This window comes from Kitasatospora sp. NPDC056076, from assembly GCF_042266305.1.
Lineage (GTDB): Bacteria > Actinomycetota > Actinomycetes > Streptomycetales > Streptomycetaceae > Kitasatospora.
This window is the reverse complement of the sequence record NZ_JBHJWG010000037.1, coordinates 1-26,444: the sequence shown is the minus strand read 5'-3', so window position 1 is coordinate 26,444 and position 26,444 is coordinate 1. Positions and strand designations below refer to the sequence as shown.

The window sequence follows — 26,444 nt, the reverse complement described above, 5'->3', positions numbered from 1 at the left end:
GTTGTCGGTGCCGGCACCGGCTCAGTGCGCCGTCCAGCCGCCGTCGATCGGCAGGCTGGCGCCGGTGACGTAGGCGGCGGCGGGGGAGCAGAGCCAGAGGGCGAGTTGGGCGACCTCCTCGGGTTCGATGAGCCGCTTGACGGCGGTCCGGTCGAGCATGATCCGCTCGACCACCTCCTCCTCGGGGATGCCGTGGGCCAGCGCCTGGGCGGCGATCTGCTTCTCCACCAGGGGAGTTCGGACGTACCCGGGGTTGAGGCAGTTGCTGGTGACCCCGTACGGGGCGCCCTCCAGGGCGACGGTCTTGCTGAGGCCCTCCAGGCCGTGCTTGGCCGTGACGTACGCGGACTTGAAGGCGCTGGCGCGCAGGCCGTGGACGGAGGAGACGTTGACGATCCGGCCCCACCCCCGCTCGTACATGTGCGGGAGGGTGCGGCGCAGGATCCGGAACGGGGCCTCGACCATGACGCGTTGGATGAGGGTGAAGCGTTCGACCGGGAACTCGTGGACGGGTGCGACGTGTTGCAGGCCGGCGTTGTTGACCACGACGTCGGCGTCGGCGGGCAGGGCGTCCACGGCCTCGGGATCGGCGAGGTCGGCGACGATCGCGCGCCCGCCGATCCGGTCCGCGAGCTCCCGGGCCGGGCCGGCCGCGAGGTCGACGACGTAGACCCGGGCGCCGGCTCCGGCGAGGGCTTCGGCGCAGGCCCGGCCGATGCCCGAGGCGGCTCCGGTGACCAGGGCCGTGCGGCCGTCGAGCGGGCGGGCAGTAGAGGTGTCCATGGCCGAGAACGGTAGGAATCCGGCGTCGCCGCTCCCATGTGGCGGGCCGACACAGCACCGCGGCGTGTCATGGCGTCGACCACCACCGACGCCGGTTGACGGTTCGCCCCCGTACGGCCAAACCCACCCTGGCCCCGCTTCCCCACAATGGGCGCGCTTGCTTCACCCGTTCGGAGGATTGGTCGGTCAGATCCACCCATAGCGCCCGAATGCTCGCTACATTCACGCCGATTCCCGACAGGGGGCGCCGCCCCGGGCGAGCCGAACTGCTGGTGGAGCCCGGTGCGACGTCCGAGAGGTGTTGACTGACATGTCCCAACGGCCTGCAACCGACAGCCCGGCGTACGGACCGCTCGACCCGCTCGGCCAGCGCCGAGGCCCGGTCGGCCGGGCCCTTCCGGACGCGCCCGACGCCCTGACCGCCGACACGCTGACCGCTGAACCGCTGACCGCCGACACGCTGACCGCTGACCCGATGACCGCCGACGCCCCGACCGCCGAGGAACTGCGACTGCCCGTGCAGGCCACACCCGCCCGGCACGAAGCCACCGCCGCGCCCGCCGCCCCAGCGACCACCAGCGGCCACGGCAGCCACACCGGCCACTCCGGCCCGACGCCGCAGAACGGCCAACTCGCCGCCCTGATCGAGGAGGCCGGCTTCTCGCACGCGGGCCTGGCCCGCCGGGTCGACCAGCTCGGCCTGGAGCACGGCCTCGACCTGCGCTACGACAAGACCTCGGTCACCCGCTGGCTGCGCGGCCAGCAACCCCGCGGCGCCACCCCGGCGCTGATCGCCGAGGTCTTCACCCGCCGCCTCGGCCGCCGCCTCACCGCCCAGGACCTCGGCCTGGACGCCTGCGCCCCGGTCTACGCGGGCCTGGAGTTCGCCGAGACCCCGCAGGAGGCGGTGGACATCGTGGCGAGCATGTGGCGCAAGGACAACGGCCCGCAGTCCGAACTGCGCCGGATCGCCTTCACCCCGGCCGGCCTGGTCGTCCCCAGCCGGGACTGGCTGATCGGCCGCACCGACGAACGGGTCGCCCGGGACGGCTCCACGCTGACCCGCCCGGACACCGCCACCGGTCCGCCCGGCACCGCCCCCGGCGCACCGGCGTCGAACGTGCCCGGCGCACCCGTCGCGGGCCCGGCGCGCACCCAGCCCGCCGGCGCCCCGGGCGCCCGCAGCACCGCCGGAACCACCGGCACCGCCGCCACCATCGGCCGGGTGCCCACCCAGAGCCGCCGCCCGCCCGCCGCCGTCGAACCGCCGTACACCGACCCGACCCGGGAGGCCCGCCCCGCCCTGCGGGTCGGCCGCGGCGACATCGCCGCCATCCGCGCCGTCGGGGACCTCTTCCGCGCGCTCGACCACGCCTACGGCGGCGGCCACGCCCGCCAGGCGCTGGTCCGCTACCTGGAGAGCGAGGCCGAGCCGATGCTGCGCGGCCGCTACGGCGAGCAGATCGGCCGCGCCCTGTTCGGAGCCGTCGCCGACCTCACCAGGCTGGCCGGCTGGACGTCCTTCGACATCGCCGCGCACGGCCTCGCCCAGCGCTACTTCGTCCAGGCGCTGCGCCTCTCCCAGGCCGCCGGGGACCGCGCGCTCGGCGGCTACGTGCTGGTGACGATGAGCCAGCAGGCCGTCCACCTGGGCCACGGCCGGGAGGCCGTCCAGCTCGCCCGGGTCGCCCAGCAGGGCGTCGGTACCGCCGTCCCGCCGGTGGTCCAGTCGCTGATGCACGCCGCCGAGGCCCGGGGCCACGGCCTGCTGGGCGACGTCCGCTCCTGCACCACCGCGCTGGTCCGGGCCGAGCGGTCGCTCGCGGCCTCCCGTACCGGCGACGAACTGCCCTCCTGGGCGCGGTACTTCGACGAGGCCCAGCTCTCCGACGAGTTCGCCCACTGCTACCGCGACCTCCAGCAGTGGCGCACCTGCGCGCAGCACGCCGAGAAGTCGCTGCGGCTGCGCTCGCCCGCCTACGCGCGCAGCCGGATCTTCTGCCGGCTGGTGCTCGCCACCGCCCGGCTCGGCATGGGGGACCTCGACGAGGCCTGCACCATGGCCACCGACGCGCTGCGGGCGGCGGGGGAGATGCGCTCGGCCCGCTCGCTGGAGTACGTCCGGGACTTCCACCGCCGCCTCACCCCGTACCGGGGCAGCCAGGTGGCCCGGGCCTTCGAGGAGACGGCCCGCCAGGCGGGCGTGATCTGACGGAACCGGCCGTGCGAGGGCCGGGAGCTCACCAGCTCTCGGCCCGGACCCTCGGCCGCTCGGGGTCGGCGGCCGCCCGCCGCCCGCCCCGCACCCGCTGGGCCACCAGCGGGAACACCAGGACCGACAGCATCCCGGCGCCGACCAGCGCCGCCGCCGTCGAGGAGGGCAGGTGTCCGGCCTCCACCTCGATCGTGGTGATCACCACGACCAGCGGCAGCGCCGTCGACGCGTAGAGCCCGAGCGCGGCACGGTCGCGCCCGCCGAGCCCGGCCGGGGCGAGCAGCCCGGCCGGCAGGCCGCGTACGGCGAGGAACAGCAGCAGGAACACCGGGACGAGCAGCAGGGTGCCGGGGTCGTCCAGCAGCGCGTCCAGGTCGAAGTTCATCCCGCTGACCACGAAGAAGATCGGCACCAGGAAGCCGAAGCCGATGCTCTCCAGCTTGGCCTCGATCACCTCCTCCTCGGCCCGGCGGATGTCGGAGAGCAGCAGCCGGGAGACGATCCCGGCGGTGAAGGCGCCGAGCAGCATGTCCAGGTCGAGCCAGAGCGCGGCCGCGACCATGACGGCCAGCACCAGGATCACCGCCCGGATCGCGAACTGCCCGGAGGTGCGCAGGGTCCGCTCGATCAGCTGGGTGGCCCAGGCCGGGCGCGGCCGGCGGGCGCCGAGCACGGCGACGGCGGTGATCACCGCGAAGGCGCCGAGGATGACCGCGGTCCGGGTGGGCGAGTTGCCGCTGAGCAGCACGGCGATCGCGATGATCGGCCCGAACTCCCCGACCGCACCGGTGGCCATCACCAACGAGCCGAAGGGGGTGGGCAGTTCGCCGGAGTCGCGGAGGATCGGCAGGATCGTGCCAAGCGCGGTGGTGGTGAGCACCAGCCCGGCGAAGGCGCCGTCCCACGGGTCCCGGTTGACCAGGGCGCCGACGCCGAGGGCCAGGACGAGCGAGACCAGCCACGCGGTGCCCGCCCGTTTCAGCGGGCCACCGCGCAGCTTGGCGAAGTCGATCTCGTACCCGGCGAGGAACATCAGTATGGCCAGGCCGAACTGGGACAGCGCGTTCACCAGGTCGTCGACGTGCGCCCAGTCCAGGACGGACGGGCCGATCAGCACGCCGAGCACGATCTCGAACACCACGGTCGGTACGGCGATCCACCGCAGCAGCCGGTCGGCGAGCAGCGGTGCGGCGACGGCTGCGGCGGGGATCAGGATCAGCGCCACCGGCTGGGCGGAGGCGCTCACCGGGCGGCCGGCCGGGCGGCCGAAACCGTTGGAACCATCCGATGAGTGATCAGAACGGTCATGCGAGGCATCCTGGCACGCCGTCGGTCTGTCACCCCGGCAGACCGCTGGCGTGTCCGCGCCCCCGCGGTACCGGCCTCAGGCCGCCGCCTCGGCCTCCCGCGCCCCGGCCGGCAGCCCGAGGTCGCCGAGCACCGCCCGCGCCGCCCGACGCCCGGACACCAGCGCGCCCTGCACGGTGCTGGTGTCCCGGTGGTCCCCGGCGACGTACAGCCCGGCCAGCAGCCGCACCGGGCGGCGGGGGTTGTGCGGCGGCGGCATCGCGGGCAGCGCGTCCGGGACGTGCCGCACGCTGAGGAACTGCCAGTCCGCCGTCGAGGTGCCGTACAGCTCGGCGAGCCGGGAGCGGACGGCCGGTTCCAGCCCGGCCGGACCGCCCGCGTCGAAGGAGCGCCGGCCGAGCACGGTGGTGGCGACCAGCGCCTGCCCGGCCGGGGCGTAGGACGGGTGCAGCTCGCTGAGCACCAGCGAGTGCGAGACCAGCGGCGGGTGTCCGTTCGGCCGGTCGGCGTCCAGCAGCAGCACGGCCTCGGCGAGCGGGGCGCGGTCGGCCGCGTGGAAGAAGGTGGTGACGGGGTGGAAGTCGGGCAGCCGGAGCCCCGGCAGCAGCTCGGCCGCGGAGCGGGCGTCGGTGGCGACCACCACGGCCTGGGCGCCGATGCGCCCGTGCGCGAGGGTCTCCACGCCGTCGGCGCCGATCGAGGTGACCTGCACCCCGGTCCGCACGGTGCCGGCGGGCAGCGCGGCGGCCAGCTGGGCGGGCACGGCCGCGATCCCGTCGGCGGGCAGACAGAGCCGGCCGCGGGCGTACGAGCGCAGCACCAGGTCGGCGATCCGGCTGCTGGTGCCGAGGGCCGGGTCGCCGAGCAGGGCGCTGAGCAGCGGGCGCAGGAAGCCGTCGACGGTGCGCGGGGCGAGGCCGTGGCCGGCCAGTGCGCGGGCGGCGGTGGTCTCCGGGCGGGCCTGCAGCCGGGCGGCGGGGGTGGTGGCGATCCGGCCCAGCCAGCTGCCGAGGCGGGCCTTGTCCAGCGGGCTGCCGAGCGGGGCCCGGAGGGCGGCCTGCCGGGCGGCGGTGAGCTGGGGGTCCCCGGCGCGGTAGCGGCGGCCGGCGCTGTGCACGAGTACGCCGGGCGCGAGCGGGCGCAGGTCCAGGCGGTCGAGGTCGAGCGCCCGGCGCAGCTCCGGGTAGGCGGTGTTGAGCAGGTGGCTGCCGTCGTCGAGGCGGAAGCCGTCGAGCTCGCGGGTGGCCATCCGGCCGCCGATCCGGTCGGTGGTCTCCAGGACCTGGACGGTGAGGCCTTGGCCGGTGAGCGCGCGGGCGGCGGCCAGGCCCGCGAGTCCGGCGCCGACCACGACGACGTCCGGGTCGGACGGGCGGCGGGCGCGGCGGGTGAAGTCGTACGTGGGCACTGGAGTGCTCCCTCCCTGGTCCCGGGGCTCCGGCCGACGCAGGCAGCGGGGTGCCGGGACACGGTCCGTGGAAGGTGATGCCCAGTCAGTGTGAGCATCAGACCGGTGCGGTGGACCGGATGCGGGGGTCGGGAGGGGTCGTGCGGCGCCGGGCGGGGGCGCGGTCACGGACAGTGCGCCGTGGCGGCCGGGTTACCGGGTCGGCGGGCGCGCACGGTCACCGGGGGCGTGCAACGCGCCCGTCGTGTGCTCCCGTGCGCCCCCTCCCGGAGCCCCGTCCGACCCCGCCCGGCATATGCCCCTGGCCAGGGCGAATGCCGTAGCGGGCCTACGCAGAACGAGGGGTCACAGCGCCGCCCGCACCGCCGAGTCCGGATCCGGGTGCGCGAACCGGAAGCCCGCGTCCAAGAGCCGCCGCGGCACCACCCGGTGGCTCCCGACCACCTCGACCGCCAGCTCCCCGAGCACGGCCTTCAACACCGCCTCCGGCACCGGGAACGGCGTCGGCCGCCCGAGCGCCCGCCCGAGCGCCGCGGTCAGCTCGGCGTTGGTGGCCGGCTCCGGCGCGGTGAGGTTGAAGGCGCCGGAGAGGTCCTCCCGGTCGATCAGGAACCGCAGCGCGGCCACCTCGTCGGCCAGCGAGAGGTAGCTCCAGTACTGCCCGCCGCTGCCGAGCCGCCCGCCCAGGCCCAGCTTGAACAGGGGGAACAGCCGCCCGCCCGCGCCGCCCGCGGCGGACAGCACCATGCCGGTGCGCGGGTGGACGACCCGGATCCCGGCCCGCCCGGCGGGCCGTGCGGCCGCCTCCCACTCCACGCACACCTCGGCCAGGAAGTCGTCCCCGGCGGGGGAGTCCTCGTCGATCACCCGGTCGCCGGTCTGCCCGTACCAGCCGACCGCGGAGGCGCTGACCAGCACCCGCGGCGGCTGCGCCAGCTCCGCGAGCGCGACCGCCAGCGTCTCGGTGCCGTACACCCGGCTCTCCCGGATCTCCCGCTTGTAGGAGTCCGTCCAGCGGCGGTCGCCGACCCCGGCGCCGGCCAGGTGCACCGCGGCGTCGACCCCGGCGAGCCCGTCCCGGTCGACCTCGCCGAGCAGCGGGTTCCAGCCGATCGCGGTGCTCCCGTCGGGCTGCGGCCCCGTCCTGGAGCGGTGCCGGACCAGCCGGACCACCTCGTGGCCGTCCGCCAGCAGGGAGCGGACGAGGGCCGAGCCGATCAATCCCGTGGAGCCCGTGACAGCGATGCGCATGGACCCATCCTCGCAGGCCTTATCGCCTGTCACCCTTCGCACGCGCCCCAGTAGCATCACGCGGCATGACCCGCGAAGACGATCTGATCATCCGCCCAGCCCGCCCCGAGGACGAGCGCGGGCTCGCCGAGCTCGACCGCGCCGCCTGGTCCACCCTCTCCGACGTCGCCCCCGAGCCGCCCGTCGGGAAGCGGGTCTTCGACGAGGGCCACACCCCCGACCAGTTCCTGCTCGCCGTCCTGGACGGCCGGATCGTCGGCTACGTCCGCCAGGTCCAGGCGACCCCGCTGGCCGTCAACCGGCACGTCCGGCAGATCCAGGGCCTGGCCGTCGACGGCACGGTGCGCGGCCGGGGCATCGGCCGACGGCTGGTCGAGGCGGCCTGCGAGCACGCCCGGGCCCTCGGCGCCCGCAAGCTGACCCTCCGGGTGCTCGGCTGGAACGCCCCGGCCCGCCGGCTGTACGAGAGCTGCGGCTTCACGGTCGAGGGCACGCTGGCCGAGGAGTTCCTGATCGACGGGCAGTACGTGGACGACGTGTGGATGGCCCGCCGACTGACCGGCTGAGCCGCCCGTACCGTCACCCCGGCCGCCTGACGATCCGTCAGAACAGTTGCGGCGCAGTCGTGACGTACCTGCCTGTCTGGAGCGGCGCGGCGCCGGGTACCGTACGCCCGTGAGCAACTCGACGCCTCCCGGGTGGTACCCGGTCCCGGGTGCGGACGGCACCCCCGGTCACGAGCGCTGGTGGGACGGCAACGCCTGGACCGCCGAGGTCCGGCCGCTCCAGGCCCCCGGCGGACAGCTCGCCGACGCCCCGACCCAGGGCTGGCAGCCCCCCGCCGCGCAGCCGCCGCAGGCCGGCTACGGCTACCCCGCGCAGAGCGGCTCACCCGCCCCCGGCTACGGCTACCCGGCGCAGGACGCGGTCCAGTCGCCCGGCTACGGCTACCCCGGCCAGGGCCCGTACGGCGGCCCGCAGCAGTACCCGGGCCAGCCGGCCCACCCCGGCCAGGAGGCCTACCCGGGCGCCGGCTACGGCTACCCGCCGCCCGCCCCCGCGAAGAACCGGACCGGCGTGATCGTCGGCATCTCGGTCGCGGTGCTGGTCGTCGGCGGGATCATCGCCGGGCTCACGCTCAGCGGCGGCGGGAACACCAAGGCCGACCCGACCCCCAACCCCACGGTCACCGTCACCCAGAGCGACGGCCCCACGCCGAGCCCCACCCCGACCCGGAGCACACCCGCACCCAAGCCCGTCCCGTCGGTCAAGAGCACCGTCCCGGACCCGCAGCACGCGATCACCGTCCCGGTCCTCGACGGCTGGGACGCGGCGACCAACTCCGCGCACTCCACCGTCTACCTCGGCAGCGGCCGCTACTCCTGCGCCGACGGCAACTCCTGCATCCGCGGCCAGTTCTCGATCGAGAAGGACACCGTCCAGGGCGACACCCCCAAGGGGGCCGCCGACGCGGCGATGCCGACCTACGCCGGGACGATCTTCTCCGGGATCACCTCGCACACCGACTCCGGTTCCGGCTACGTCTCCGTCGCCGGTGTGCTCGGCTACGCCACCCGCTGGCACGTCGGCACCTCGGACGGCACCCAGGGCTACGTCCTGCTGGCCGCCGTCCCGGCCAAGGGCGGCGGCTACGTGATCTTCGAGGGCGGCGTGGACGACGACCCGGCCGCGCCGGACCCCGCGGTGCTGGACCAGATCCTCAAGGGCATCAAGCAGGACGGCTCCGCCGGCAGCAGCACCTGATCCGCCGCGACACCCCGCAGGGGGTGTCGGACACGCCCTAATCCCCGTACCGCTCCCAGAGCTTGGGGAAGCGCTTCGCCATCACGTCCGGGTCGTCGAAGTCCAGGAACGCCCCGGACGGCCGTCCCGCCTGCCGCCCGCCCACCTCGGGCAGCGGCAGGCCGGTCAGCTGCTCGTACGCCTCGTCGGCGGCGAAGCCGAGGTCCTCGGCCTCGCCGTCCTCCTCCTCGTCGAACTCGGGCAGCAGGTCCGCCAGGTCGTCCGGTTCGACCAGCCCGCCCTCGAAGACCTCCCGGCCCTGGCCGATCAGCCAGCAGCGGAAGTAGTCGAAGGTGTCCTCCGAGGCGCCGTCCAGCAGCAGGTGGGCCGCCCCCCACAGGTCGTAGCGGTAGGCGCGCTGGAACCGGGCCTCGAACAGCCGACCGAAGTCGATCACGTCGTCGGGGGTCAGCTGGACGAGGCGCTCCACCAGCCGCTCGGCCTGTTCGTCGGGATCGCCGTCGGCGGCCTCCCAGGTGTCGTCGATGATCTGCCAGAAGTCCGTCTCGTCCATCACCGCTCAAGCATCCCTTTTCCGTCGTCTCCACGCATGCCATGACCCGGCGGGAACCGCATCCCGGGAGCGGCGGAGCCCCGCGCCGTCCGGGGACGACACGGGGCTCCGTACGACCGTGCTGCGGTCGCGCTGCCTTACAGGCCGAGCTCGACCTCGAACTCGCCGGCCTCCAGGATCTCCTTGACCGCGACCAGGTAGCGGGCGGCGTCGGCGCCGTCCACCAGGCGGTGGTCGTAGGAGAGCGACAGGTAGGTCATGTCACGGATGCCGATGGCGGTGCCGCCGTCGGCCTCGATGACCACCGGGCGCTTGACGGTGGCACCGATGCCCAGGATGGCGGCCTGGTTCGGCGGCACGATCACGGTGTCGAACAGGGCACCGCGCGAACCGGTGTTGCTGATCGTGAAGGTGGCGCCGGACAGCTCGTCCGGGGTGATCTTGCTGTCGCGGACCTTGGTGGCCAGCTCGGCGGTCTTCTTCGAGATGCCGGCGATGTTGAGGTCGCCCGCACCCTTGATGACCGGGGTCATCAGACCCTTCTCGGAGTCCACCGCGATGCCGATGTTCTCGGTGTCGAAGTAGGTGATGGTGCCCTCGGCGTCGTTGATCCGCGCGTTGACGACCGCGTGGACCTTGAGCGCCTGGGCGGCGGCCTTCACGAAGAACGGCATCGGGGAGAGCTTGACGCCCTCGCGGGCCAGGAAGCCCTCCTTTGCCTTGGCGCGCAGCGACATGATCTTGGTGACGTCCACCTCGACCACGCTGGTCAGCTGGGCCTGCTCGTGCAGGGCCTTCATCATGTTGTCGCCGATGACCTTGCGCATGCGGGTCATCTTGACCGTCTGGCCGCGCAGGGCGGACGGAGCGGAGACGGCCTTCGGCGCAGCGGCGGCCGGAGCGGCGGCGACCGGGGCCGGGGCGGCCTTGGCGGCCTCCGCGGCGGCGATGACGTCCTGCTTGCGGATGCGGCCGCCGACGCCGGTGCCGGCGACGGAGGACAGCGCGACGCCGTGCTCGGCGGCGAGCTTGCGCACCAGCGGGGTGACGTAGGCGTCACCGGCGTCGGCCACCGGGGCGGCCGGAGCGGCGACGGGGGCCGGGGCAGCGACCGGAGCCGGAGCGGCAACGGGAGCCGGGGCGGCGACCGGGGCGACCGGAGCCGGGGCGGCAACCGGGGCCGGGGCGGCGACCGGGGCGACCGGAGCCGGAGCGGCGACCGGGGCCGGGGCAGCGACCGGAGCCGGAGCGGCAACGGGAGCCGGAGCGGCAGCGGCGGCACCCGGGGCACCGATCAGCGCGAGCTGGGCGCCGACCTCGGCGGTCTCGTCCTCGGCGACCAGGATCTTGACGACGACGCCGGCGACCGGCGACGGGATCTCGGTGTCGACCTTGTCGGTGGAGACCTCGAGCAGCGGCTCGTCGACCTCGACCGTCTCACCCTCGGCCTTGAGCCAACGGGTGACGGTGCCCTCGGTGACCGACTCGCCCAGCGCGGGCAGCAGCACCGGGGTGGCGTCGCCGGCCGGAGCGGCCGGAGCAGCCGGAGCGGCAGCCGGAGCAGCCGGGGCCTCGGCGACCGGGGCCGGAGCGGCCACGGGAGCCGGCGCGGCCTCGACCACGGGGGCCGGGGCGGCGGCCGGGGCACCGGTGCCGTCGTCGATGATCGCCAGCTCGGCGCCGACCTCGACGGTCTCGTCCTCGCCGACCTTGATCGAGGAGAGGATGCCGGAAGCCGGGGCCGGGATCTCGGTGTCGACCTTGTCGGTCGAGACCTCGAGCAGCGGCTCGTCGACCTCGACACGCTCACCCTCGGCCTTGAGCCAGCGGGTGACAGTGCCCTCGGAAACGCTCTCGCCCAGCGCGGGCAGTGTTACTGAGACCGCCATGGTTTCAGCGACTCCTATCAAGTCTTGCGTACGGGAAGTACGGGAAGTACCGGAAACGGGGGGTGGTGGGCGCGATCAGTCGTGCGCGTGCAGCGGCTTGCCGGCCAGCGCCAGGTGCGCCTCGCCCAGGGCCTCGGACTGGGTCGGGTGCGCGTGGATCAGCTGCGCGACCTCGGCCGGCAGGGCCTCCCAGTTGTAGATGAGCTGGGCTTCGCCGACCTGCTCGCCCATGCGGGCGCCGACCATGTGGACGCCGACCACGGCGCCGTCCTTGACCTGGACGAGCTTGATCTCGCCGGCGGTCTTCAGGATCTTGCTCTTGCCGTTGCCGGCCAGGTTGTACTTGAGGGTGACGACCTTCTCCTTGCCGTACATCTCGACGGCCTTGGCCTCGGAGATGCCGACGGAGGCGACCTCCGGGTTGGAGTAGGTCACGCGCGGGACGCCGTCGTAGTCGATCGGCACCGGCTTGAGGCCGGCCAGGCGCTCGGCGACCAGGATGCCCTCGGCGAAGCCGACGTGGGCCAGCTGCAGGGTCGGGGCGAGGTCGCCGACGGCGGAGATGGTGGGCACGTTGGTGCGCATGTACTCGTCGACCAGGACGTAGCCGCGGTCCATCGCGACGCCGTTCTCCTCGTAGCCGAGGCCGGCCGAGACCGGGCCGCGGCCGATGGCGACGAGCAGCAGGTCGGCGTCGATCTGCTTGCCGTTCTCGGTGGAGACGCGGACACCGGACTCGGTGTACTCGACGCCCGAGAAGCGGGCCTTGAGCTCGAACTTGATGCCGCGCTTGCGGAAGGCGCGCTCCAGCAGCTTGGAGGAGTTCTCGTCCTCCAGCGGGACGAGGTGCGGCAGCGCCTCGACGATGGTGACCTCGACGCCGAAGGACTTCCAGACCGAGGCGAACTCGACGCCGATGACGCCGCCGCCGAGGATGACGACCGACTTCGGGATCCGGTCGAGCTTGAGGGCGTGGTCCGAGGAGATCACGCGGTTGCCGTCGATCTCCAGGCCCGGGATCGAGCGCGGCACCGAACCGGTGGCGAGGACGATGTGGCGGCCCTCGATGCGCTGGCCGTTCACGTCGACCGAGGTCTGCGAGGAGAGCTTGCCCGCGCCCTGGATGAAGGTGACCTTGCGCGAGGCCACCAGGCCCTGGAGGCCCTTGTACAGGCCGGCGATGACGTCGTCCTTGTACTTGTGGACGCCGTTGATGTCGATGCCCTGGAAGGTGGCCAGCACGCCGAACTCGGCGGCCTCCTTCGTCTCGTCCGCGATCTCGGCCGCGTGCAGCAGGGCCTTGGTCGGGATGCAGCCGCGGTGCAGGCAGGTGCCGCCCAGCTCGCCCTTCTCGACCAGGGCGACGCTCAGACCCAGCTGAGCGGCGCGGAGCGCCGCGGCGTAACCGCCGCTTCCGCCTCCGAGAATGACTACGTCGAAAACGGTGCTGGCGTCGTTCGCCACGTCACGTCCTCCATGCAATGGGGTGGGTCGCCGGGCCGGTCGCGGTCCGGTGGGTCGGAAGCCTTTGTGAGGCGCCCAGTCGTGCCGGAAATACATCTTCGCACTTGTTCGCGGTGGCTGATGTCCGGGTCCACCCCAGGGGTGTCCCACGGAGTGGTCACCGGGGCGGGAACACCCCCGACGGAAGGGCATCATCGCAGCTCAAGGCCTTGTTGACAGCCGCCGGACGGGCGTCTTCCGCCCGCTTCGGTGCCGCCTCTTCCGCAGTGCGGAACAAAGTTTCGCCCGTGGCGAACAGAGGTGCGGTGGGGCGTCCGGGCCTACTCGCAGGTAACCCGTGCGGGAACGCCGACGGGGGCCCGGCGCACGCGCGCCGGGCCCCCGTCGGGGTGGGGATCCGCTCGGATCAGGCCTTGCCGTTGGCCGCGGTCTGCTCCGCGAACCGGACCAGGGTGCGCACCGCGCTCGCGGTGCCGCCCTTCGGGGTGTAGCCGAACGGGGCGCTCTCGTGGAACGCCGGGCCGGCGATGTCCAGGTGCGCCCAGTCGATGCCCTCGGCCACGAACTCCTGGAGGAACAGGCCGGCCACCAGGCCGCCGCCCATCCGCTCGCCCATGTTGGCCAGGTCGGCGATGGTCGAGTCGGTCATGCCCTTCTTGAGCTCGGCCGGCAGCGGCATCGGCCAGGACTGCTCGCCCACCTCGCCCGCGAGGGTGTGCAGGTTGTCGCGCAGCTCGTCGTTGTTGGCCATCACACCGAAGGTGCGGGTGCCCAGGGCCAGCACCATGGCGCCGGTCAGGGTCGCCACGTCGACGATGACGTCCGGGTTCTCCTCGCCGGCCTTGACGATCGCGTCGGCCAGCACCAGGCGGCCCTCGGCGTCCGTGTTCAGCACCTCGACGGTCTTGCCGCCGTACATGCGCAGCACGTCACCCGGGCGGGTGGCGGAGCCGGACGGCATGTTCTCGGCCAGCGCGAGCCAGGCGGTGACGTTGACGGTCAGGCCCAGGCGCTTGGCGGCCACCACGGCGGCGAACACGGCGGCGGCGCCGGCCATGTCGCACTTCATGGTCTCGTTGTGGCCGGCCGGCTTGAGCGAGATGCCGCCCGAGTCGTAGGTGATGCCCTTGCCGATGAAGGCCAGGGTCGCCTTGGCCTTCGGGTGGGTGTAGGCCACCTTCACCAGCCGCGGCGGGTTGGTCGAGCCGTTGCCGACGCCCAGCAGGCCGCCGAAGCCGCCCTTGGTCAGCGCCTTCTCGTCCAGGACCTCGACCTTGAGGCCGTGCTCCTTGCCGGCCGCCTGGGCGATCGCGGCGAAGCTCTTCGGGTTCAGGTCGTTCGGCGCGGTGTTGACCAGGTCGCGGGCGCGGTTCATCTCCTCGCCGATCGCGGTGGCCCGCTCCACGGCGGCCTTGGCGTCCTTGCTGCCCTTGCGGACGGTCAGCAGGACCAGCTCGCCGACCGGCTCCTTGCCGTTGCCGTTGCCCTTGTAGGTGCCGAAGGCGTACGAGCCGAGCAGGCTGCCGAGCGCGACCGCCTCGACCTCCTCCGCGGACTCGGCCGGCAGGGCCAGCGCGGCCTTCTTGACGCCGGCCAGGGCGCGGGCGGCGACACCGGCGGCGCGGCGCAGCGCCTCCAGGCCGTAGCCGTCCTCGGCCGCCTCGCCGAGGCCGACCGCGAGCACGAGCGCGGCCTTGAGGCCGGCGGGGGAGGCGACCTTGACGGTCTCGCCCTCGGCACCGGTCGCGCCCAGGGTGCCGAGGATCTCGGCCAGCTTGCCCTCGAACGCCTCGTTCACGGCCTCGGCACCGGGGGCCAGCACGATCCCCTTGGGGCCCTTCGCGACACCGACCACCAGGGCGTCCGCGCGCAGCGAGGCGGCGGAGGAGGTGCTCACAGACAATGCAGTCACGTAATGCGTCCTGTTCTTTCGCGGTCCACGGCCGGTCGCGGCGTGACTGCCGCACCGGCGCAGCCCGCCGTCGCAGGCCGTCCGCCGGCGGGCCCTGCGGGTCCGGGCCCCCTGGCGCGCGCGCCCGCCGGAGCGGCCGCGCACACCAGAGGCCCCGGCTCCTCGGTGCGCGCCGGGCGGGCAGGACCTGCCACGGTGCAGGGCTGCGGTGCTCCACGCATGGTAGTCCGCATGGTGGGATCACGCGCCGCCCGGTGTCAGCCGAGCAACGCCAGGGCGAACAGCGTCCCGGTGGCGGCGGTCTCGGCCGTCGCGCCGAGCACGTCCCCGGTGATCCCGCCGAACCGGCGCACGCACCGCGTGAGCAGCAGCCGGGCGCAGCCGACGCCGAGCACAACGGCCAGCGGGAGGCGCAGGGCTGACCATCCGTCGAACAGTCCGGGCGCGGCCACGAGGAGCGCGGCGGCCAGCGTCCCGGTGGCGGCCGCCGCAGGCGTTACCGTGCTCGCCACCATCGCCCCCAGCCCGCCCGGGCGCGCGGCCGGCACCGACCGCAGGCAGCCCCAGGCCAGTGCGCAGCGCGCGGCCACCGCCGAGGCGAGCACCGCGAGGGCGCCGCGCGGCGTCGACTGCCCGAACTGCCCGGCCAGGGCGGCGACCTGGGCGAGCAGCACCAGCAGCAGGGTCAGCACGCCGAACGGGCCGATGTCGGACTGCTTCATGATCCGCAGCGCGTCCTCGGCCGGCTTGCCGCTGCCCAGGCCGTCGGCGACGTCCGCCAGGCCGTCCAGGTGCAGCCCCCTGGTCAGCGCGGCGAGCACCCCCATCGCCGTCACCGCGGCGAGCAGTCCGCCCGCCCGCCAGGCCACCAGGGCGCCGGCCCCGGCCGCGATCGCGCCCAGGACCAGGCCGACCACCGGAGCCGCCGTCATCGCCCGGGCCGCCGCGGCCCGGTCCCACCGCTCGACCCGCACCCGCAGCACCGACAGCGTCCCGAACGCGAACCGCAGCCCTTCGCCCCACGTCGCCCGCTCGCCGCCGTCGGCCATCGCTCCCACCCACTCCTCCACCGGACCGGAACCGCACCGGAACCGCACTCGAACCGGACCCGAACCGGACCGAACCGGACCCGCGTCCGGGCCCCGCCGCCGACACAGCAGAATCCCCGCGCCCCGAGGAAGGGACGCGGGGAGCCGCGCGAAGCGGGGGGCCAGGGGGCGGGAGCCGGTCTCGGACGACGCCCGCCGCCGTGACAGCCGCTACAGCCTCCTGAGCAGGTCGGCGGCCGACGGCAGCTTCGGCTGCTCCTTCGGCGCCGAGGGGACGAACGGCCGGGGCGCCTCCTCCGCGAGCGCGTCGCCCGCGGCCTGGAGCAGCGGCAGCGCGAGCACCGCGCCGACGCCCTCGCCCAGGGTGATCCCCTGGTCCTGCAACGGCGTCAGGGTGAGCCGGTCGTACGCCTTCGCCTGGGCGGGCTCGCCGCTGGACTGCCCGGCCCGCCACCACTCCGGCGACCGGAAGGCGATCCGCTGCGCGACCAGCGCACAGGCCGAGGAGACCACGCCGTCCAGCACCACCGGCAGCCGGCGGACGGCGGCCTGGAGCAGGAAGCCGGTGATCGCGGCGAAGTCCGCCCCGCCGGTGGCGCCGAGCAGCGCCAGCTGGTCGCCGAGCACCGGGCGGGCCCGTCGCAGCGCGTCCCGGACGGTGGCGCACTTGACCATCCACACCCGGTCGTCGATGCCCGAGCCGCGTCCGCACACCGCGGCCGCGTCCGTCCCGCACAGCGCGCCGACCAGGACGGCGGCCACCGTGGTGGAGCCGACCCCGAGGTCGCCGAGCAGCACCAGGTCGGTGCCGGTGTCGGCCTCCTCGTCGGCCACGGCCATGCCGGCCCGGAAGGCCCGGACGGTCTCCTCCGGGGTGAGCGCGTCCTCGACGTCGATCCGGCCGGAGCCGCGCCGGATCCGGTGGGCGACCACCTCGTCCGGGAAGTCCGCCGGGTCGGTGTCCACCGCGACGTCGACGACCCGCACGTCGGCGCCGTAGCGCGCGGCCAGCCGGGCCACCGGGGCGCTGCCGTCGAGCACCGCCCGTACCCGGGCCGCGGTGCCGCCGTCGGCGGGCAGCCGGGAGACGCCGAGCGCGGCCACGCCGTGGTCGGCGGCGAACAGCAGCACCTTGGGCGCCGAGACCGGCCGCACCGGGGAGCGCCCCTGTACGGACGACAGCCAGCTGCCCAGCTCCTCCAACTTGCCCAGGCCGCCGCGCGGTCGGCCGGCTTCCTGCCAGCGTTCCTCGGCGGCCCGTCGGGCGCTGTCGTCGGGGCGCTCGACGAGCGAGGAGAACGTATCGAGATCCACGGTCGTGTCCATCGGTCGGAAGGCTACACGGCGGAGGTGTGCGGGCTCGGCTTGACCGTCAGAACCTGTCCCGCGACCACCAGCAGGACCCGCTCGGAGGCGTCCGCCACGGCCATGTTGAGCCGTCCGAGAGTGTCCCGGAACCGGCGGCCGGCGGCGGTCGCCGGGACGACGCCCATGCCGACCTCGTTGCTCACCGCGACGGCCGTCCGCCGGGTTCCGGCCCAGGCCGCGGCCAGTGCCTCGCAGCGGCGTTGCACCGCGGCCTCGCCGCCGGCCGCCCAGGCGTCGTCGTCCCAGGCGTCGCACGCGTCCATCACGGCGGTCAGCCACAGCGCCAGGCAGTCGACCAGCACCGGCGCCGGGTCGTCGGGGTCGGCGAGCACGGCCTCCAGGTCGCAGGTCTCGGCGGTGCGCCAGCTCGCCGGCCGGCGGTCCCGGTGCAGGGCGACCCGCTGGGCCCACTCGGCGTCGCCGTCCCGGGTGCCGCCGGTGGCCACGTACAGGACGTCCGGGTGCTCGGCGAGCAGCTGCTCGGCGCGGGTGGACTTGCCGGAGCGCGCGCCGCCGAGCAGCAGCGTGCGGGGGAGCGGGGGGTGGGTCGCCATGCCGCCCATCCTGCCCGACAGGCATACGGAAGATCGGGCCGGGCAGGCTAACCTGCGCAGCACACAAGGCAGCGTCAGTGGGAGGAGCCGGGCATGGTCTGGACGTGGCGGTACGAGAAGGCGGACGGCAGCGCGGTGGCGTCGACCCTCGGGCAGGAGGAGTTCGCCGGCCAGGGCGACGCGGAGACCTGGATCGGGGAGAGCTGGAAGCAGCTCGCCGAGGAGGGCGTGGACAACGCCGTCCTGCTGGACGACGACCGGGTGATCTACTCGATGAGCCTGCACGAGGGCTGAGCCCGGGCGCTCACTTCGCGCCGATCACGTGCAGCAGCGCCGCGACCTGCCGGTACGGGTCGGTGCGGCCGGCCCGGTCCTCGGCCTCCAGCAGCTGGGCCAGCTGCCGCCCGTCCACCGGCGGGGCGGCGTCGTCGGGCGCGTTGTCGGTGAAGACCCGGACGCCGTACCAGTGCCGGACCGGCACCGAGACCTCGGAGAGGGTGACGGTCAGGTCGGCGAGCCGGTCGGCCCGGGCGGCCAGTCCAAGCCGGTTGTAGTACCGGTCGCTCTCGAAGGCGTGCAGGGCGGCCCGCCAGTCCCCGGCGGCGGCGGGCCGCAGCGCGAGCGCGTCGCCGTTGCGCACCAGCAGCGACAGCAGCCCGCCCGGCGCCAGCAGCCGGGCCAGCGAGGCGATCATCGGGTCCGGGTCCGGCAGGTACATCAGGACGCCGTGGCAGAGCACCACGTCGAAGCTGCGCGGGCCGAACCAGCGCCCGCACTGGTGGCCGTCGCCGCTGAGCAGCTGCAGCCGGCCGCGCACCTCGGGCGGTTCCTCGGCGAGCGCCCCCTGGGCGACGCCGAGCGCGACCGGGTCGGAGTCGATCCCGGTGACGTAGTGGCCGGCCCGGGCCAGCCGCAGCGCCTGGGTGCCCTGTCCGCAGCCGATGTCCAGGACCCGCTGGGCGGTGCGGCCGGTGAGCTGCTCGGCGAGCTGCCGGGAGACGAGCTCCTGCCGGACGAAGTTGCGCAGTCCGCCGAGCCGGTCCAGCCAGGCGGCGGTGCCGCCGGCGAAGGAGCCGCTGCGGGAGGGCAGCCGACGCTCCTGGCCGAGCCGGTCGTGGCCGCCGTCCCCCTGTCCGGGCAGTGCGTAGAGGCCGGGCCCCTCCCAGGAAGGCGGGGCCCAGCCGGAGTCCACCGGTTCGGCGGTCAGGGCTTCTCTCCGCGCCGCACCTGCGGCTTGGGCAGGCGCAGCCGGCGCATCTGCAGGGTGCGCATGATGCCGTAGGCGACCACGCCGCGGGTGTTCTGCCCGGCGAAGCGCTCGCCCAGCTGCTTGCGCAGGCCGAGGCCCAGGCGGACGAAGTCCAGGATCACCAGGACGAAGAACAGCAGGAACAGCAGCGTGGACAGCAGCTGCAGCGCGGGCACCTTGACGATGCTCAGCACCAGGATGACCACGGCGGCCGGCAGGAAGAACTCGGCGAGCGACCAGCGGGAGTCCACGTAGTCGCGGGCGAACTTGCGCACCGGCCCCTTGTCGCGGGCCGGCAGGTGGCGCTCGTCGCCGTCGATCAGCGCCTGGCGCTGCTTCTCGCGCTCGCTGCGCATCCGCTCGCGCGCCTGGCGGGAGGCCTCCTTGCGGTCCTTGGGCACCACGACCCGGGTGCGCCGGTTGGCCTCGGCCTCGCTGCGCTTGGGGGTGGGGCGGCCCTTCTTGGCCTGCGGGTGGCGGGCCTGGGGCGTCTCGTCCTCCAGCACGGTGGCGGAGGCGGCGGCATCATCTGAACGGCGTCGGAACACACCCCCAGCGTACGGGGTGCGGCGCCGCGACCACGGGTCCCCTCGGACCCAAACGCGTATCGATCCGTTCGGCCGCGTTCGGACCGGGGTCTCCCCCGCTCTTCCCGTAGGGGATCAATCGGATGGAGTATGGGGAGGATGAGAGGCGGATCCACCCGGGGGATGAGGATCTGCCCCTGGTCGCTGTAGCAGTCTTGTTGCAGGCAGGTGCACTGCGGCGAAGGGCTCGCTGCACATACACTCGTCGTGTCTGGTAACGAGATTTAAGACCGCAGGCCGGAGAAGGGGGCACCCGAGGCCCATGAGCGACGGAATCATGAAGCGTATGGGGCTGATCTTCCGCTCCAAGGCGAACAAAGCCTTGGACCGGGCGGAGGATCCCCGTGAGACGCTCGACTACTCCTACCAGAAGCAGCTCGAACTGCTGCAGAAGGTACGGCGTGGCGTCGCGGACGTCGCGACCTCGCGCAAGCGCCTGGAACTCCAGCTGACCCAGCTCCAGCAGCAGTCGGCGAAGTACGAGGACCAGGGCCGCAAGGCGCTCTCCCTCGGCCGCGAGGACCTCGCTCGCGAGGCGCTGACCCGCAAGGCCAACATGCAGTCCCAGATCACCGATCTGGAGACGCAGTACCAGGCCCTGCAGGCCGAGGAGGAGAAGCTCACGCTCGCCTCCCAGCGGCTCCAGGCCAAGGTGGACGCCTTCCGCACCAAGAAGGAGACCATCAAGGCCACCTACACCGCGGCGCAGGCGCAGACCCGCATCGCCGAGTCCTTCTCCGGGATCTCGGAGGAGATGGGCGACGTCGGCCTGGCCATCCAGCGTGCCGAGGACAAGACGGCGCAGATGCAGGCCCGGGCCGGTGCGATCGACGAACTGCTGGCCTCCGGCGCGCTCGACGACGCCAGCGGTCTCGGCCGCAAGGACGACATCGAGGCCGAGCTGGAGCGGGTGGCCGGCGGTTCCGACGTCGAGCTGGAGCTCGCCCGGATGAAGGCCGAGCTGTCCGGCGGCCCCGCCGCCGGTCCGGCCGCGATCGAGCAGGGCAAGCCGGCCCAGCAGCCGCAGCCGCAGGACGCGCACCCGCAGGACACCCCGCGGATCAACTACAACAAGTGAGCTGGAACCACCCACGAACCAGGAGAAGCGCAGCATGATCATGAGGGTCATGGGTGAGGGGCAGTTCGAGGTGGGCGAGGACCACCTGAACCTGCTCAACCAGCTCGACGACGAGCTGCTCACCGCGGTGGAGTCCGGCGACGAGAACACCTTTCGCCAGGCCTACGGCAAGCTGCTGGACGCCGTGAAGCAGTACGGCACCCGGCTTCCGGACGACTCGCTGAAGCCGTCCGAGCTGATCCTGCCGAGTGCCGAGGCGACCCTCGACGAGGTCCGGTCCCTCCTGCTCTCCGAGGGCGAGGGCGTCATCCCGGGCTTCCCCGAGTACGAGTAGCCGCGCGGCCGCTGCCAGACGAAAGGGCGGGTCCCCTCCAGGTGGAGGGGGCCCGCCCTTTCGCTGCAGCTACTCGCCCGCTCGCCTCCGGGGCGCTCCGACCCGGTGCCGACGGTCGTCGCTCCGAGGCCCCTCGTTCCTCGGGGCCTCCTCGCTCCTCCCTCTCGGCACCGGCGCGCCCCTTCGGCTCGGGGCGGGTGCTCGCCCGCTCGCCTCCGGGGCGCTCGGATCCGGTGCCGACGGTCGTCGCTCCGATGCCCCTCGTTCCTCGGGGCCTCCTCGCTCCTCCCTTTCGACACCGGCGCGCCCCTTCGGCTCGGGGCGGGTGCTCGCCCGCTCGCCGCTACGGCAGGGCCAGCATCCGGTCCAGCGCGGCCTTGGCGTACTTCTCGGTCTCCGGGTCCACCGTGATCACGTTCGGCACCCGGCCCTCGACCAGCGACTCCAGCGCCCAGACCAGGTGCGGCAGGTCGATCCGGTTCATGGTCGAGCAGAAGCAGACCGCGCGGTCCAGGAAGACGACCTCCTTGTCCGGGTGCGCCTTGGCCAGGCGCCGGACCAGGTTCAGCTCGGTGCCGATGGCCCATTTGGAGCCGGGCTCGGCCGCGTCCAGGGCCTTGATGATGTACTCGGTCGAGCCCACCATGTCGGCGGCGTCGACCACCTCGTGCTTGCACTCGGGGTGCACCAGGACGGTCACGCCGGGGATCCGCTCACGGACGTCGTTCACCGAGTCCAGGCTGAACCGGCCGTGCACCGAGCAGTGGCCGCGCCAGAGGATCATCTTGGCGTTGCGCAGCTGCTCGGTGGTCAGGCCGCCGTTGGGCTTGTGCGGGTTGTACAGGACGCAGTCGTCCAGCGACATGCCCAGGTCCCGCACCGCGGTGTTGCGGCCGAGGTGCTGGTCGGGCAGGAAGAGCACCTTCTGGCCCTGTTCGAAGGCCCACTCCAGCGCCCGCTGGGCGTTGGAGGAGGTGCAGATGGTGCCGCCGTGCTTGCCGGTGAAGGCCTTGATGTCGGCGGAGGAGTTCATGTACGAGACCGGGACGGTCGCGTCGGCTATGCCGGCGTCGGTCAGGACGTCCCAGCACTCGGCGACCTGCTCGGCGGTGGCCATGTCGGCCATCGAGCAGCCGGCCGCGAGGTCCGGCAGCACGACCTGCTGGCGGTCGCCGGTGAGGATGTCGGCGGACTCGGCCATGAAGTGCACGCCGCAGAAGACGATGTACTCGGCCTCCGGGCGGGCCGCGGCGTCGCGGGCGAGCTTGAAGGAGTCGCCGGTGACGTCGGCGAACTCGATCACCTCGTCGCGCTGGTAGTGGTGGCCGAGGATGAAGACGCGGTCTCCCAGTGCGGCCTTGGCCGCCCGGGCGCGCTCGACGAGGTTCGGGTCCGAGGCCGGCGGGAGGTCGCCGGGGCACTCGACGCCGCGCTCGCTGTTCGGGTCGGCCTCTCGGCCGAGCAGCAGCAGAGCGAGCGGCGTCGGAGTGGGGTCGACGCCGTGGGTCTCGGTGATGGTGGTGGTCACGGGCGGGTGCCCTTCTGTGCGGCCGAACGAGCGGTGGGGCCTTTTCGTCTATCTGACACTATCTATTCTAACCGGTTAGCGTCAGAGTGACGATGGCCATCCTGTCGATGTGACGAGAACCGCTCGCCGGATCGGATGCTTCCTGCCGTGGCCGAATCGATATTTCGAAGCCCCGGGCACGGCTGGGCCATGAACACGAAGACCTCCCGCGGGCGGCCCGCGATGAAGGGCCTCCGGTCGACGGCGGGCACGGCGATCGACGCCCGCCGGGTGGACCGATGGCCTTCTCCCGGTCATCCGCGCGCGATGAACTCGTTCAGGTCATCCGCCAGAATGGGTGGCGAACCGTTTCGGCAGTGGCGCCGGCGGGTGCGACCGCACCGCCCGCCGCCCGGGACGCTCCCCCCACCCCCACCGCACGACCCGTGGAGCCCCGCACCGATGACCAGCAGCCGAGCGCACGAGGTGATCGGGGCGGACCTGGACGAGACCGACCGGCAGCTCCTCGCCCGCCTCGGCAGCGACGGCCGGGCGTCCTACGCCGAGATCGGTCTCCAGGTGAACCTCTCCGCCACCGCCGTACGCCGCCGGATCGACCGGCTCCGGGCGCGCGGCGTGGTGCGGGGCTTCACCGTGGTGCTCGACCCGGCCGTGCTCGGCTGGCAGACCGAGGCCTTCGTCGAGGTCTACTGCCGCGAGCGGACCGCCCCCGAGGAGATCCTCGCCAGCCTGCGCCAGTTCCCCGAGGTGGTCGCCGCCTGGACGGTCACCGGCGACCCGGACGCCCTGGTGCACCTGCGGGCCGCCGACATGCGCCATCTGGAGGCCGTCATCGAGCGCATCCGGCGCGAGCCCGGCGTGCAGCGCAGCCGCTCCTCGGTGGTCCTCTCCCAGCTGATCGGCTGATCTCCCGGCCCGGCGCCTGGGGTACGCAGGAAATCTGCGCGGACCTGCCCGAAGACGCCCGAAAGCTGCCTGACCAGCCGCGTTCCGACGCGCGGGGAAGCGCTCCCGCTGCCTACGCTGATCACGTCCGGTCAGCGCGGTGAGGCGTCCCGCCGACCGGATCCCCCCGACACCCACAGCCGAGAGGGACAGCCGTGTCCGCAGCACCCGACCGCATGCACCGGCCCGACAACGAACTGGTCGACCTGGTTTTCGACTACATGCGGGAGCGGCTGCAGTACGACCCCGTCCCGCTCGACCACCCCGGTGACGGCGAGCACCTGCGCACCCAGCTGGCCGGCCTGCTCAACCAGGACGGCAACAATCCGGCCGACGTGCTCAAGCTGTACGACCACGAGCTGTCCCGCGCGGTCATCTCCGCCGACAGCCCCCGCTACCTGTCCTTCATCCCGTGCGCCCCGACCAAGGCCGCGCTGCTGTTCGACATGGTCGTCTCCTGCGCCTCGCTGCAGGGCATCTCCTGGCTGGAGGCGGCGGGCGCCATCGCCGCCGAGAACCAGGTGCTGCGCCTGATCGCCGACCGGGCCGGGATGCCCGCCTCGGCCGGCGGCTGCTTCGTCTCCGGCGGCTCCGCGGGCAACCTGTCCGCCCTGGTGGTCGCCCGTGACACCGCCCGCCGCAGGCTCGGCGTCGGTCCGGAGGCCCGGCTGCGGATAGCCGTCGCCGACCAGGTGCACTCCTCGGTCAAGAACACCTTCAACATCATCGGCGTCGAGGCCTTCAAGGTCCCGACCGTGAACCGGCGCTTCACCGGCGAGGCGCTGCGCGCCGCCCTGGCCGCCGACCCGAACCCGGAGACGGTGATCGCCGTCGTCGGCACCGCCGGCACCACCAACGAGGGCATCGTCGACGACCTGGCCGGCCTGGCCGAGGTCGCCCGCGAGCGCGACCTGTGGTTCCACGTGGACGGCGCCTACGGCGGCGCCGGCCTGTTCGCCCCGTCGGTGCGCGAGCGCTACAACGGCATCGAGCACGCCGACTCCTTCGTGGTCGACCCGCACAAGTGGCTGTTCGCCCCCTTCGACTGCGCCGCGCTGATCTACCGCAACCCGCAGCTCGCCCGCGCCGTGCACACCCAGGACGCCTCCTACCTGGACGTCCTGCACACCGACGGCGACGAGTGGAACCCCACCGACTACGCCTACCACCTGACCCGGCGCGCCCGCGGCCTGCCGCTCTGGTTCTCGCTGGCCGTCCACGGCGTCCAGGCGTACACCGACGCCATCGAGACCGGCCTCCAGCTGGCCCGGGACACCGCCCAGCTGATCCGCGACGCCGAGCACCTGGAGCTGCTGTTCGACCCGCAGCTCTCCGCGGTCTGCTTCAAGCGCAAGGGCTGGACCAACGACGACTACTACCGCTGGTCGCAGCAGCTGCTGGCGGACCAGATCGGCTTCGTCACCCCGACCGGCTGGGACGGCGAGACGGTCGCCCGCTTCGCCTTCCTGCACCCGGGCACCACCATGGAGATGGTCCGGGAGATCCTGGACACCATGGCCTGATCCGGGCCCCGTCCTCCCGTTCGTCCGTACGGCCCCACCGGCCCGCCCGGTGGGGCCGTACGCGTCCCCGCCGGGCTACAGGAAGGCCCCGCTGGGCAGGTACGGCGTCGGCGGCCGCATCCCGCGCACCCCGACGAAGCCGCCGGTCTCCGGCGTCAGCCCGACCTCCAGCCCGACGTCCAGCGCCCACTCCTGCTCGGCGGTCAGGTACTCCACCCGGGCCTCGGTCCCGTCCGGCACCCGGGCCAGCGCCTCGCGCAGCAGCCGGGCCGCGATCCGCTTGCTGGTGGCCGCCAGCAGCCGCACCGTGCCGCCGTCCCGGTAGCAGTAGCCGCTGCCGGCCAGCGCGTCGGCGACCAGCAGCTCCTCGAAGTGGCCGAGCATCAGCTCGTGGTCCGGGCCGTGCGCGGACCCGCGCAGCCGCCGGTCCACCGAGTCCAGCAGGTGCAGGTGGGTGGTGTTGCCGCGGTGCACCGGGATGTCGCCGGGGTCGATCAGCCCGTCCCGGTCCACCCGCCCGGTCAGCCGCATCGCCGGGTGCAGGGTGAAGCCGGCCAGCCGGTAGCGGCGGGCCGCCGCGGGGGAGTCGGAGGCGCAGACCATCCCGCGCAGGCAGCCCCGGGCGTGCGCCAGGGCCCGTTCGAACAGCAGCCGCCCGACCCCCCGGTCCCGGGCGGACGGCCGGACGGCGAACAGCGAGGGCATCCACAGGCCCTCGCGGCGCATCGACAGCACCACCCCGACCGCCTGCCCGCCGCTCTCCGCCAGCCAGCAGCCGCCGGGGTCGGTGCGCGCCAGGTGTCTGGTCCGGGCGAGCTGCAGCGGCGTCGGTCGCGGTGGCCGGGCGGGGTCGTCGGACGGTCCGGCGAACGCGGCGAGGGACACCTCCTGGACGACCTCCGCGTCCGCTGCGGTGTCCCTGACCTGGCGAAGGATCATGCCGCCATCCTGGCGTCCGGCGGGCGGCCGTGGGGCCCGTTCGCCCGGATCCGTGACGCGGGCGGTGCCCGCTCCGCCCCGGTTGTGCGAGCATGGGGAGCGTAGAGGCCCGGGTGACGCGCCCGGCCCACGGAGAACCAGCCGTCGAACAGGCCGTAGAAATCCCCCTCCGTCCGGGAAATGAATCCGGGCGGTCGGTGGTTGGCACTGGCGGCAGACCGTCGTCAAGACCGGGAGAAAGCAGATGACCGTCCAGGACGAGACCACCGTCGAGAGTGGCATCCTCCTCACCGATGCCGCCGCGGCCAAGGTCAAGGCCCTGCTGGAGCAGGAAGGCCGCGAGGACCTCGCGCTGCGCGTCGCCGTCCAGCCCGGTGGCTGCTCCGGCCTGCGTTACCAGCTGTTCTTCGACGAGCGCTCGCTCGACGGCGACGTGCTCAAGGACTTCGGTGGGGTCAAGGTCGTCACCGACCGCATGAGCGCCCCGTACCTGGGTGGCGCCACCGTCGACTTCGTCGACACCATCGAGAAGCAGGGCTTCACGATCGACAACCCGAACGCCACCGGCTCCTGCGCCTGCGGCGACTCGTTCAGCTAAGCCTGACAGCGGGTCTCGAACGCGGTAGGGCGGGCCCGGGGTCAAACCCGGGGCCCCAGTCCCGGTTCCACCCGGGCGGGGCCCCGCGCGAGGGCGGGGGGGCCGGCGGGGGGGCCCGGAACCGGGCCCCCGGGGCGGCGGCCCA

At 73.7% G+C, this 26,444-nt stretch carries 23 protein-coding genes and 1 pseudogene; 9 read left to right on the top strand and 15 right to left on the bottom strand.

The window, feature by feature from the left end:
* Positions 1-21 precede the first annotated feature (21 nt).
* The gene (locus ACFC1T_RS27065) at positions 22-783 is read right to left on the bottom strand and encodes a 3-hydroxybutyrate dehydrogenase (RefSeq protein ID WP_375892590.1); all 762 of its coding nucleotides are present in this window, start codon (positions 781-783) and stop codon (positions 22-24) included.
* Between the two features lie 310 nt (positions 784-1,093).
* Between ACFC1T_RS27065 and ACFC1T_RS27060 the strand changes: the two genes are divergently transcribed.
* Positions 1,094-2,995, top strand: coding sequence for a regulator (locus ACFC1T_RS27060; RefSeq protein ID WP_375892588.1), 1,902 nt, complete (start codon positions 1,094-1,096; stop codon positions 2,993-2,995).
* A 28-nt stretch (positions 2,996-3,023) separates the two neighbouring features.
* On the opposite strand, the gene ACFC1T_RS27055 is transcribed toward ACFC1T_RS27060, so the two are convergent.
* From ACFC1T_RS27055 to ACFC1T_RS27045, 3 genes are all read right to left on the bottom strand, one after another.
* Positions 3,024-4,244, bottom strand: a complete 1,221-nt coding sequence (locus tag ACFC1T_RS27055) for a cation:proton antiporter (RefSeq protein WP_375892586.1) — start codon at positions 4,242-4,244, stop codon at positions 3,024-3,026.
* 138 nt (positions 4,245-4,382) lie between these two features.
* The gene (locus tag ACFC1T_RS27050) at positions 4,383-5,714 is read right to left on the bottom strand and encodes an NAD(P)/FAD-dependent oxidoreductase (protein WP_375892584.1); all 1,332 of its coding nucleotides are present in this window, start codon (positions 5,712-5,714) and stop codon (positions 4,383-4,385) included.
* A gap of 345 nt (positions 5,715-6,059) precedes the next feature.
* On the bottom strand, positions 6,060-6,965 hold the full coding sequence (locus ACFC1T_RS27045) for a TIGR01777 family oxidoreductase (RefSeq protein WP_375892582.1): 906 nt from the start codon (positions 6,963-6,965) through the stop codon (positions 6,060-6,062).
* A gap of 65 nt (positions 6,966-7,030) precedes the next feature.
* Here ACFC1T_RS27045 and ACFC1T_RS27040 point away from each other — a divergent pair, with 65 nt between their 5' ends.
* Positions 7,031-7,531 (top strand): GNAT family N-acetyltransferase, encoded by a 501-nt coding sequence (locus ACFC1T_RS27040; RefSeq protein WP_375892580.1) that lies wholly within the window; start codon positions 7,031-7,033, stop codon positions 7,529-7,531.
* A 109-nt stretch (positions 7,532-7,640) separates the two neighbouring features.
* The gene (locus ACFC1T_RS27035) at positions 7,641-8,729 is read left to right on the top strand and encodes a DUF2510 domain-containing protein (RefSeq protein ID WP_375892578.1); all 1,089 of its coding nucleotides are present in this window, start codon (positions 7,641-7,643) and stop codon (positions 8,727-8,729) included.
* Positions 8,730-8,766: 37 nt separating this feature from the next.
* Here the strand turns inward: ACFC1T_RS27035 and ACFC1T_RS27030 are convergent, their stop codons facing one another.
* The 7 genes and pseudogenes from ACFC1T_RS27030 to cobU form a co-directional block, all read right to left on the bottom strand.
* A complete protein-coding gene (locus ACFC1T_RS27030) occupies positions 8,767-9,282 on the bottom strand; it encodes a DUF4240 domain-containing protein (protein ID WP_375892576.1) in 516 nt (171 codons plus the stop codon).
* Positions 9,283-9,419: 137 nt separating this feature from the next.
* Positions 9,420-11,171, bottom strand: coding sequence for a 2-oxoglutarate dehydrogenase, E2 component, dihydrolipoamide succinyltransferase (sucB, locus tag ACFC1T_RS27025; RefSeq protein WP_375892574.1), 1,752 nt, complete (start codon positions 11,169-11,171; stop codon positions 9,420-9,422).
* Between the two features lie 75 nt (positions 11,172-11,246).
* A complete protein-coding gene (lpdA, locus tag ACFC1T_RS27020; RefSeq protein WP_375892573.1) occupies positions 11,247-12,635 on the bottom strand; it encodes a dihydrolipoyl dehydrogenase in 1,389 nt (462 codons plus the stop codon).
* A 406-nt stretch (positions 12,636-13,041) separates the two neighbouring features.
* On the bottom strand, positions 13,042-14,547 hold the full coding sequence (locus ACFC1T_RS27015) for a leucyl aminopeptidase (protein ID WP_375892571.1): 1,506 nt from the start codon (positions 14,545-14,547) through the stop codon (positions 13,042-13,044).
* 257 nt (positions 14,548-14,804) lie between these two features.
* Complete coding sequence (locus ACFC1T_RS27010) at positions 14,805-15,596, bottom strand: adenosylcobinamide-GDP ribazoletransferase (RefSeq protein ID WP_375892688.1); 792 nt, start codon at positions 15,594-15,596, stop codon at positions 14,805-14,807.
* Positions 15,597-15,806: 210 nt separating this feature from the next.
* Complete coding sequence (locus tag ACFC1T_RS27005) at positions 15,807-16,922, bottom strand: nicotinate-nucleotide--dimethylbenzimidazole phosphoribosyltransferase (RefSeq protein WP_375892570.1); 1,116 nt, start codon at positions 16,920-16,922, stop codon at positions 15,807-15,809.
* Between the two features lie 11 nt (positions 16,923-16,933).
* A pseudogene (gene cobU, locus ACFC1T_RS27000) lies at positions 16,934-17,575 on the bottom strand (bifunctional adenosylcobinamide kinase/adenosylcobinamide-phosphate guanylyltransferase); the annotation flags it as partial.
* A gap of 36 nt (positions 17,576-17,611) precedes the next feature.
* On the opposite strand from cobU, the gene ACFC1T_RS26995 reads away from it, so the two are divergent.
* On the top strand, positions 17,612-17,812 hold the full coding sequence (locus ACFC1T_RS26995; protein WP_360227960.1) for a hypothetical protein: 201 nt from the start codon (positions 17,612-17,614) through the stop codon (positions 17,810-17,812).
* Between the two features lie 10 nt (positions 17,813-17,822).
* Here ACFC1T_RS26995 and ACFC1T_RS26990 read toward each other — a convergent pair whose 3' ends face one another.
* Positions 17,823-18,563 carry a class I SAM-dependent methyltransferase gene (locus ACFC1T_RS26990; RefSeq protein WP_375892686.1) on the bottom strand — a complete coding sequence of 247 codons (741 nt, stop codon included), beginning with the start codon at positions 18,561-18,563 and terminating at the stop codon, positions 17,823-17,825.
* A gap of 158 nt (positions 18,564-18,721) precedes the next feature.
* Positions 18,722-19,315 (bottom strand): DUF3043 domain-containing protein, encoded by a 594-nt coding sequence (locus ACFC1T_RS26985; RefSeq protein ID WP_375892567.1) that lies wholly within the window; start codon positions 19,313-19,315, stop codon positions 18,722-18,724.
* A gap of 301 nt (positions 19,316-19,616) precedes the next feature.
* Here ACFC1T_RS26985 and ACFC1T_RS26980 point away from each other — a divergent pair, with 301 nt between their 5' ends.
* Positions 19,617-20,432 carry a PspA/IM30 family protein gene (locus tag ACFC1T_RS26980; protein ID WP_375892566.1) on the top strand — a complete coding sequence of 272 codons (816 nt, stop codon included), beginning with the start codon at positions 19,617-19,619 and terminating at the stop codon, positions 20,430-20,432.
* A 34-nt stretch (positions 20,433-20,466) separates the two neighbouring features.
* Positions 20,467-20,766, top strand: coding sequence for a hypothetical protein (locus ACFC1T_RS26975; RefSeq protein WP_375892565.1), 300 nt, complete (start codon positions 20,467-20,469; stop codon positions 20,764-20,766).
* Positions 20,767-21,109: 343 nt separating this feature from the next.
* On the opposite strand, the gene nadA is transcribed toward ACFC1T_RS26975, so the two are convergent.
* Positions 21,110-22,294, bottom strand: a complete 1,185-nt coding sequence (gene nadA, locus ACFC1T_RS26970; RefSeq protein WP_375892563.1) for a quinolinate synthase NadA — start codon at positions 22,292-22,294, stop codon at positions 21,110-21,112.
* A 441-nt stretch (positions 22,295-22,735) separates the two neighbouring features.
* Here nadA and ACFC1T_RS26965 point away from each other — a divergent pair, with 441 nt between their 5' ends.
* Both ACFC1T_RS26965 and ACFC1T_RS26960 read left to right on the top strand, forming a co-directional pair.
* Complete coding sequence (locus ACFC1T_RS26965) at positions 22,736-23,200, top strand: Lrp/AsnC family transcriptional regulator (RefSeq protein WP_270147404.1); 465 nt, start codon at positions 22,736-22,738, stop codon at positions 23,198-23,200.
* 194 nt (positions 23,201-23,394) lie between these two features.
* Positions 23,395-24,762: a pyridoxal phosphate-dependent decarboxylase family protein gene (locus ACFC1T_RS26960; protein WP_375892560.1), complete on the top strand. Its 1,368-nt coding sequence runs from the start codon at positions 23,395-23,397 to the stop codon at positions 24,760-24,762.
* A 75-nt stretch (positions 24,763-24,837) separates the two neighbouring features.
* Here the strand turns inward: ACFC1T_RS26960 and ACFC1T_RS26955 are convergent, their stop codons facing one another.
* Entirely contained in the window at positions 24,838-25,701 is an 864-nt protein-coding gene (locus ACFC1T_RS26955; protein ID WP_375892558.1) for a GNAT family N-acetyltransferase, read from the bottom strand.
* A 244-nt stretch (positions 25,702-25,945) separates the two neighbouring features.
* On the opposite strand from ACFC1T_RS26955, the gene ACFC1T_RS26950 reads away from it, so the two are divergent.
* Positions 25,946-26,299, top strand: coding sequence for an iron-sulfur cluster assembly accessory protein (locus ACFC1T_RS26950; protein ID WP_375892557.1), 354 nt, complete (start codon positions 25,946-25,948; stop codon positions 26,297-26,299).
* Positions 26,300-26,444 lie beyond the last annotated feature (145 nt).

What these genes read in the sequence shown, in the direction of transcription:
- ACFC1T_RS27065 (WP_375892590.1), bottom strand. Translation starts at nt 783, where the DNA reads ATGGACACCTCTACTGCCCGCCCGCTCGACGGCCGCACGGCCCTGGTC.
- ACFC1T_RS27060 (WP_375892588.1), top strand. Translation starts at nt 1,094, where the DNA reads ATGTCCCAACGGCCTGCAACCGACAGCCCGGCGTACGGACCGCTCGAC.
- ACFC1T_RS27045 (WP_375892582.1), bottom strand. Translation starts at nt 6,965, where the DNA reads ATGCGCATCGCTGTCACGGGCTCCACGGGATTGATCGGCTCGGCCCTC.
- ACFC1T_RS27040 (WP_375892580.1), top strand. Translation starts at nt 7,031, where the DNA reads ATGACCCGCGAAGACGATCTGATCATCCGCCCAGCCCGCCCCGAGGAC.
- ACFC1T_RS27030 (WP_375892576.1), bottom strand. Translation starts at nt 9,282, where the DNA reads ATGGACGAGACGGACTTCTGGCAGATCATCGACGACACCTGGGAGGCC.
- sucB (WP_375892574.1), bottom strand. Translation starts at nt 11,171, where the DNA reads ATGGCGGTCTCAGTAACACTGCCCGCGCTGGGCGAGAGCGTTTCCGAG.
- ACFC1T_RS27010 (WP_375892688.1), bottom strand. Translation starts at nt 15,596, where the DNA reads ATGGCCGACGGCGGCGAGCGGGCGACGTGGGGCGAAGGGCTGCGGTTC.
- ACFC1T_RS27005 (WP_375892570.1), bottom strand. Translation starts at nt 16,922, where the DNA reads ATGGACACGACCGTGGATCTCGATACGTTCTCCTCGCTCGTCGAGCGC.
- ACFC1T_RS26995 (WP_360227960.1), top strand. Translation starts at nt 17,612, where the DNA reads ATGGTCTGGACGTGGCGGTACGAGAAGGCGGACGGCAGCGCGGTGGCG.
- ACFC1T_RS26980 (WP_375892566.1), top strand. Translation starts at nt 19,617, where the DNA reads ATGAGCGACGGAATCATGAAGCGTATGGGGCTGATCTTCCGCTCCAAG.
- ACFC1T_RS26975 (WP_375892565.1), top strand. Translation starts at nt 20,467, where the DNA reads ATGATCATGAGGGTCATGGGTGAGGGGCAGTTCGAGGTGGGCGAGGAC.
- ACFC1T_RS26965 (WP_270147404.1), top strand. Translation starts at nt 22,736, where the DNA reads ATGACCAGCAGCCGAGCGCACGAGGTGATCGGGGCGGACCTGGACGAG.
- ACFC1T_RS26955 (WP_375892558.1), bottom strand. Translation starts at nt 25,701, where the DNA reads ATGATCCTTCGCCAGGTCAGGGACACCGCAGCGGACGCGGAGGTCGTC.
- ACFC1T_RS26950 (WP_375892557.1), top strand. Translation starts at nt 25,946, where the DNA reads ATGACCGTCCAGGACGAGACCACCGTCGAGAGTGGCATCCTCCTCACC.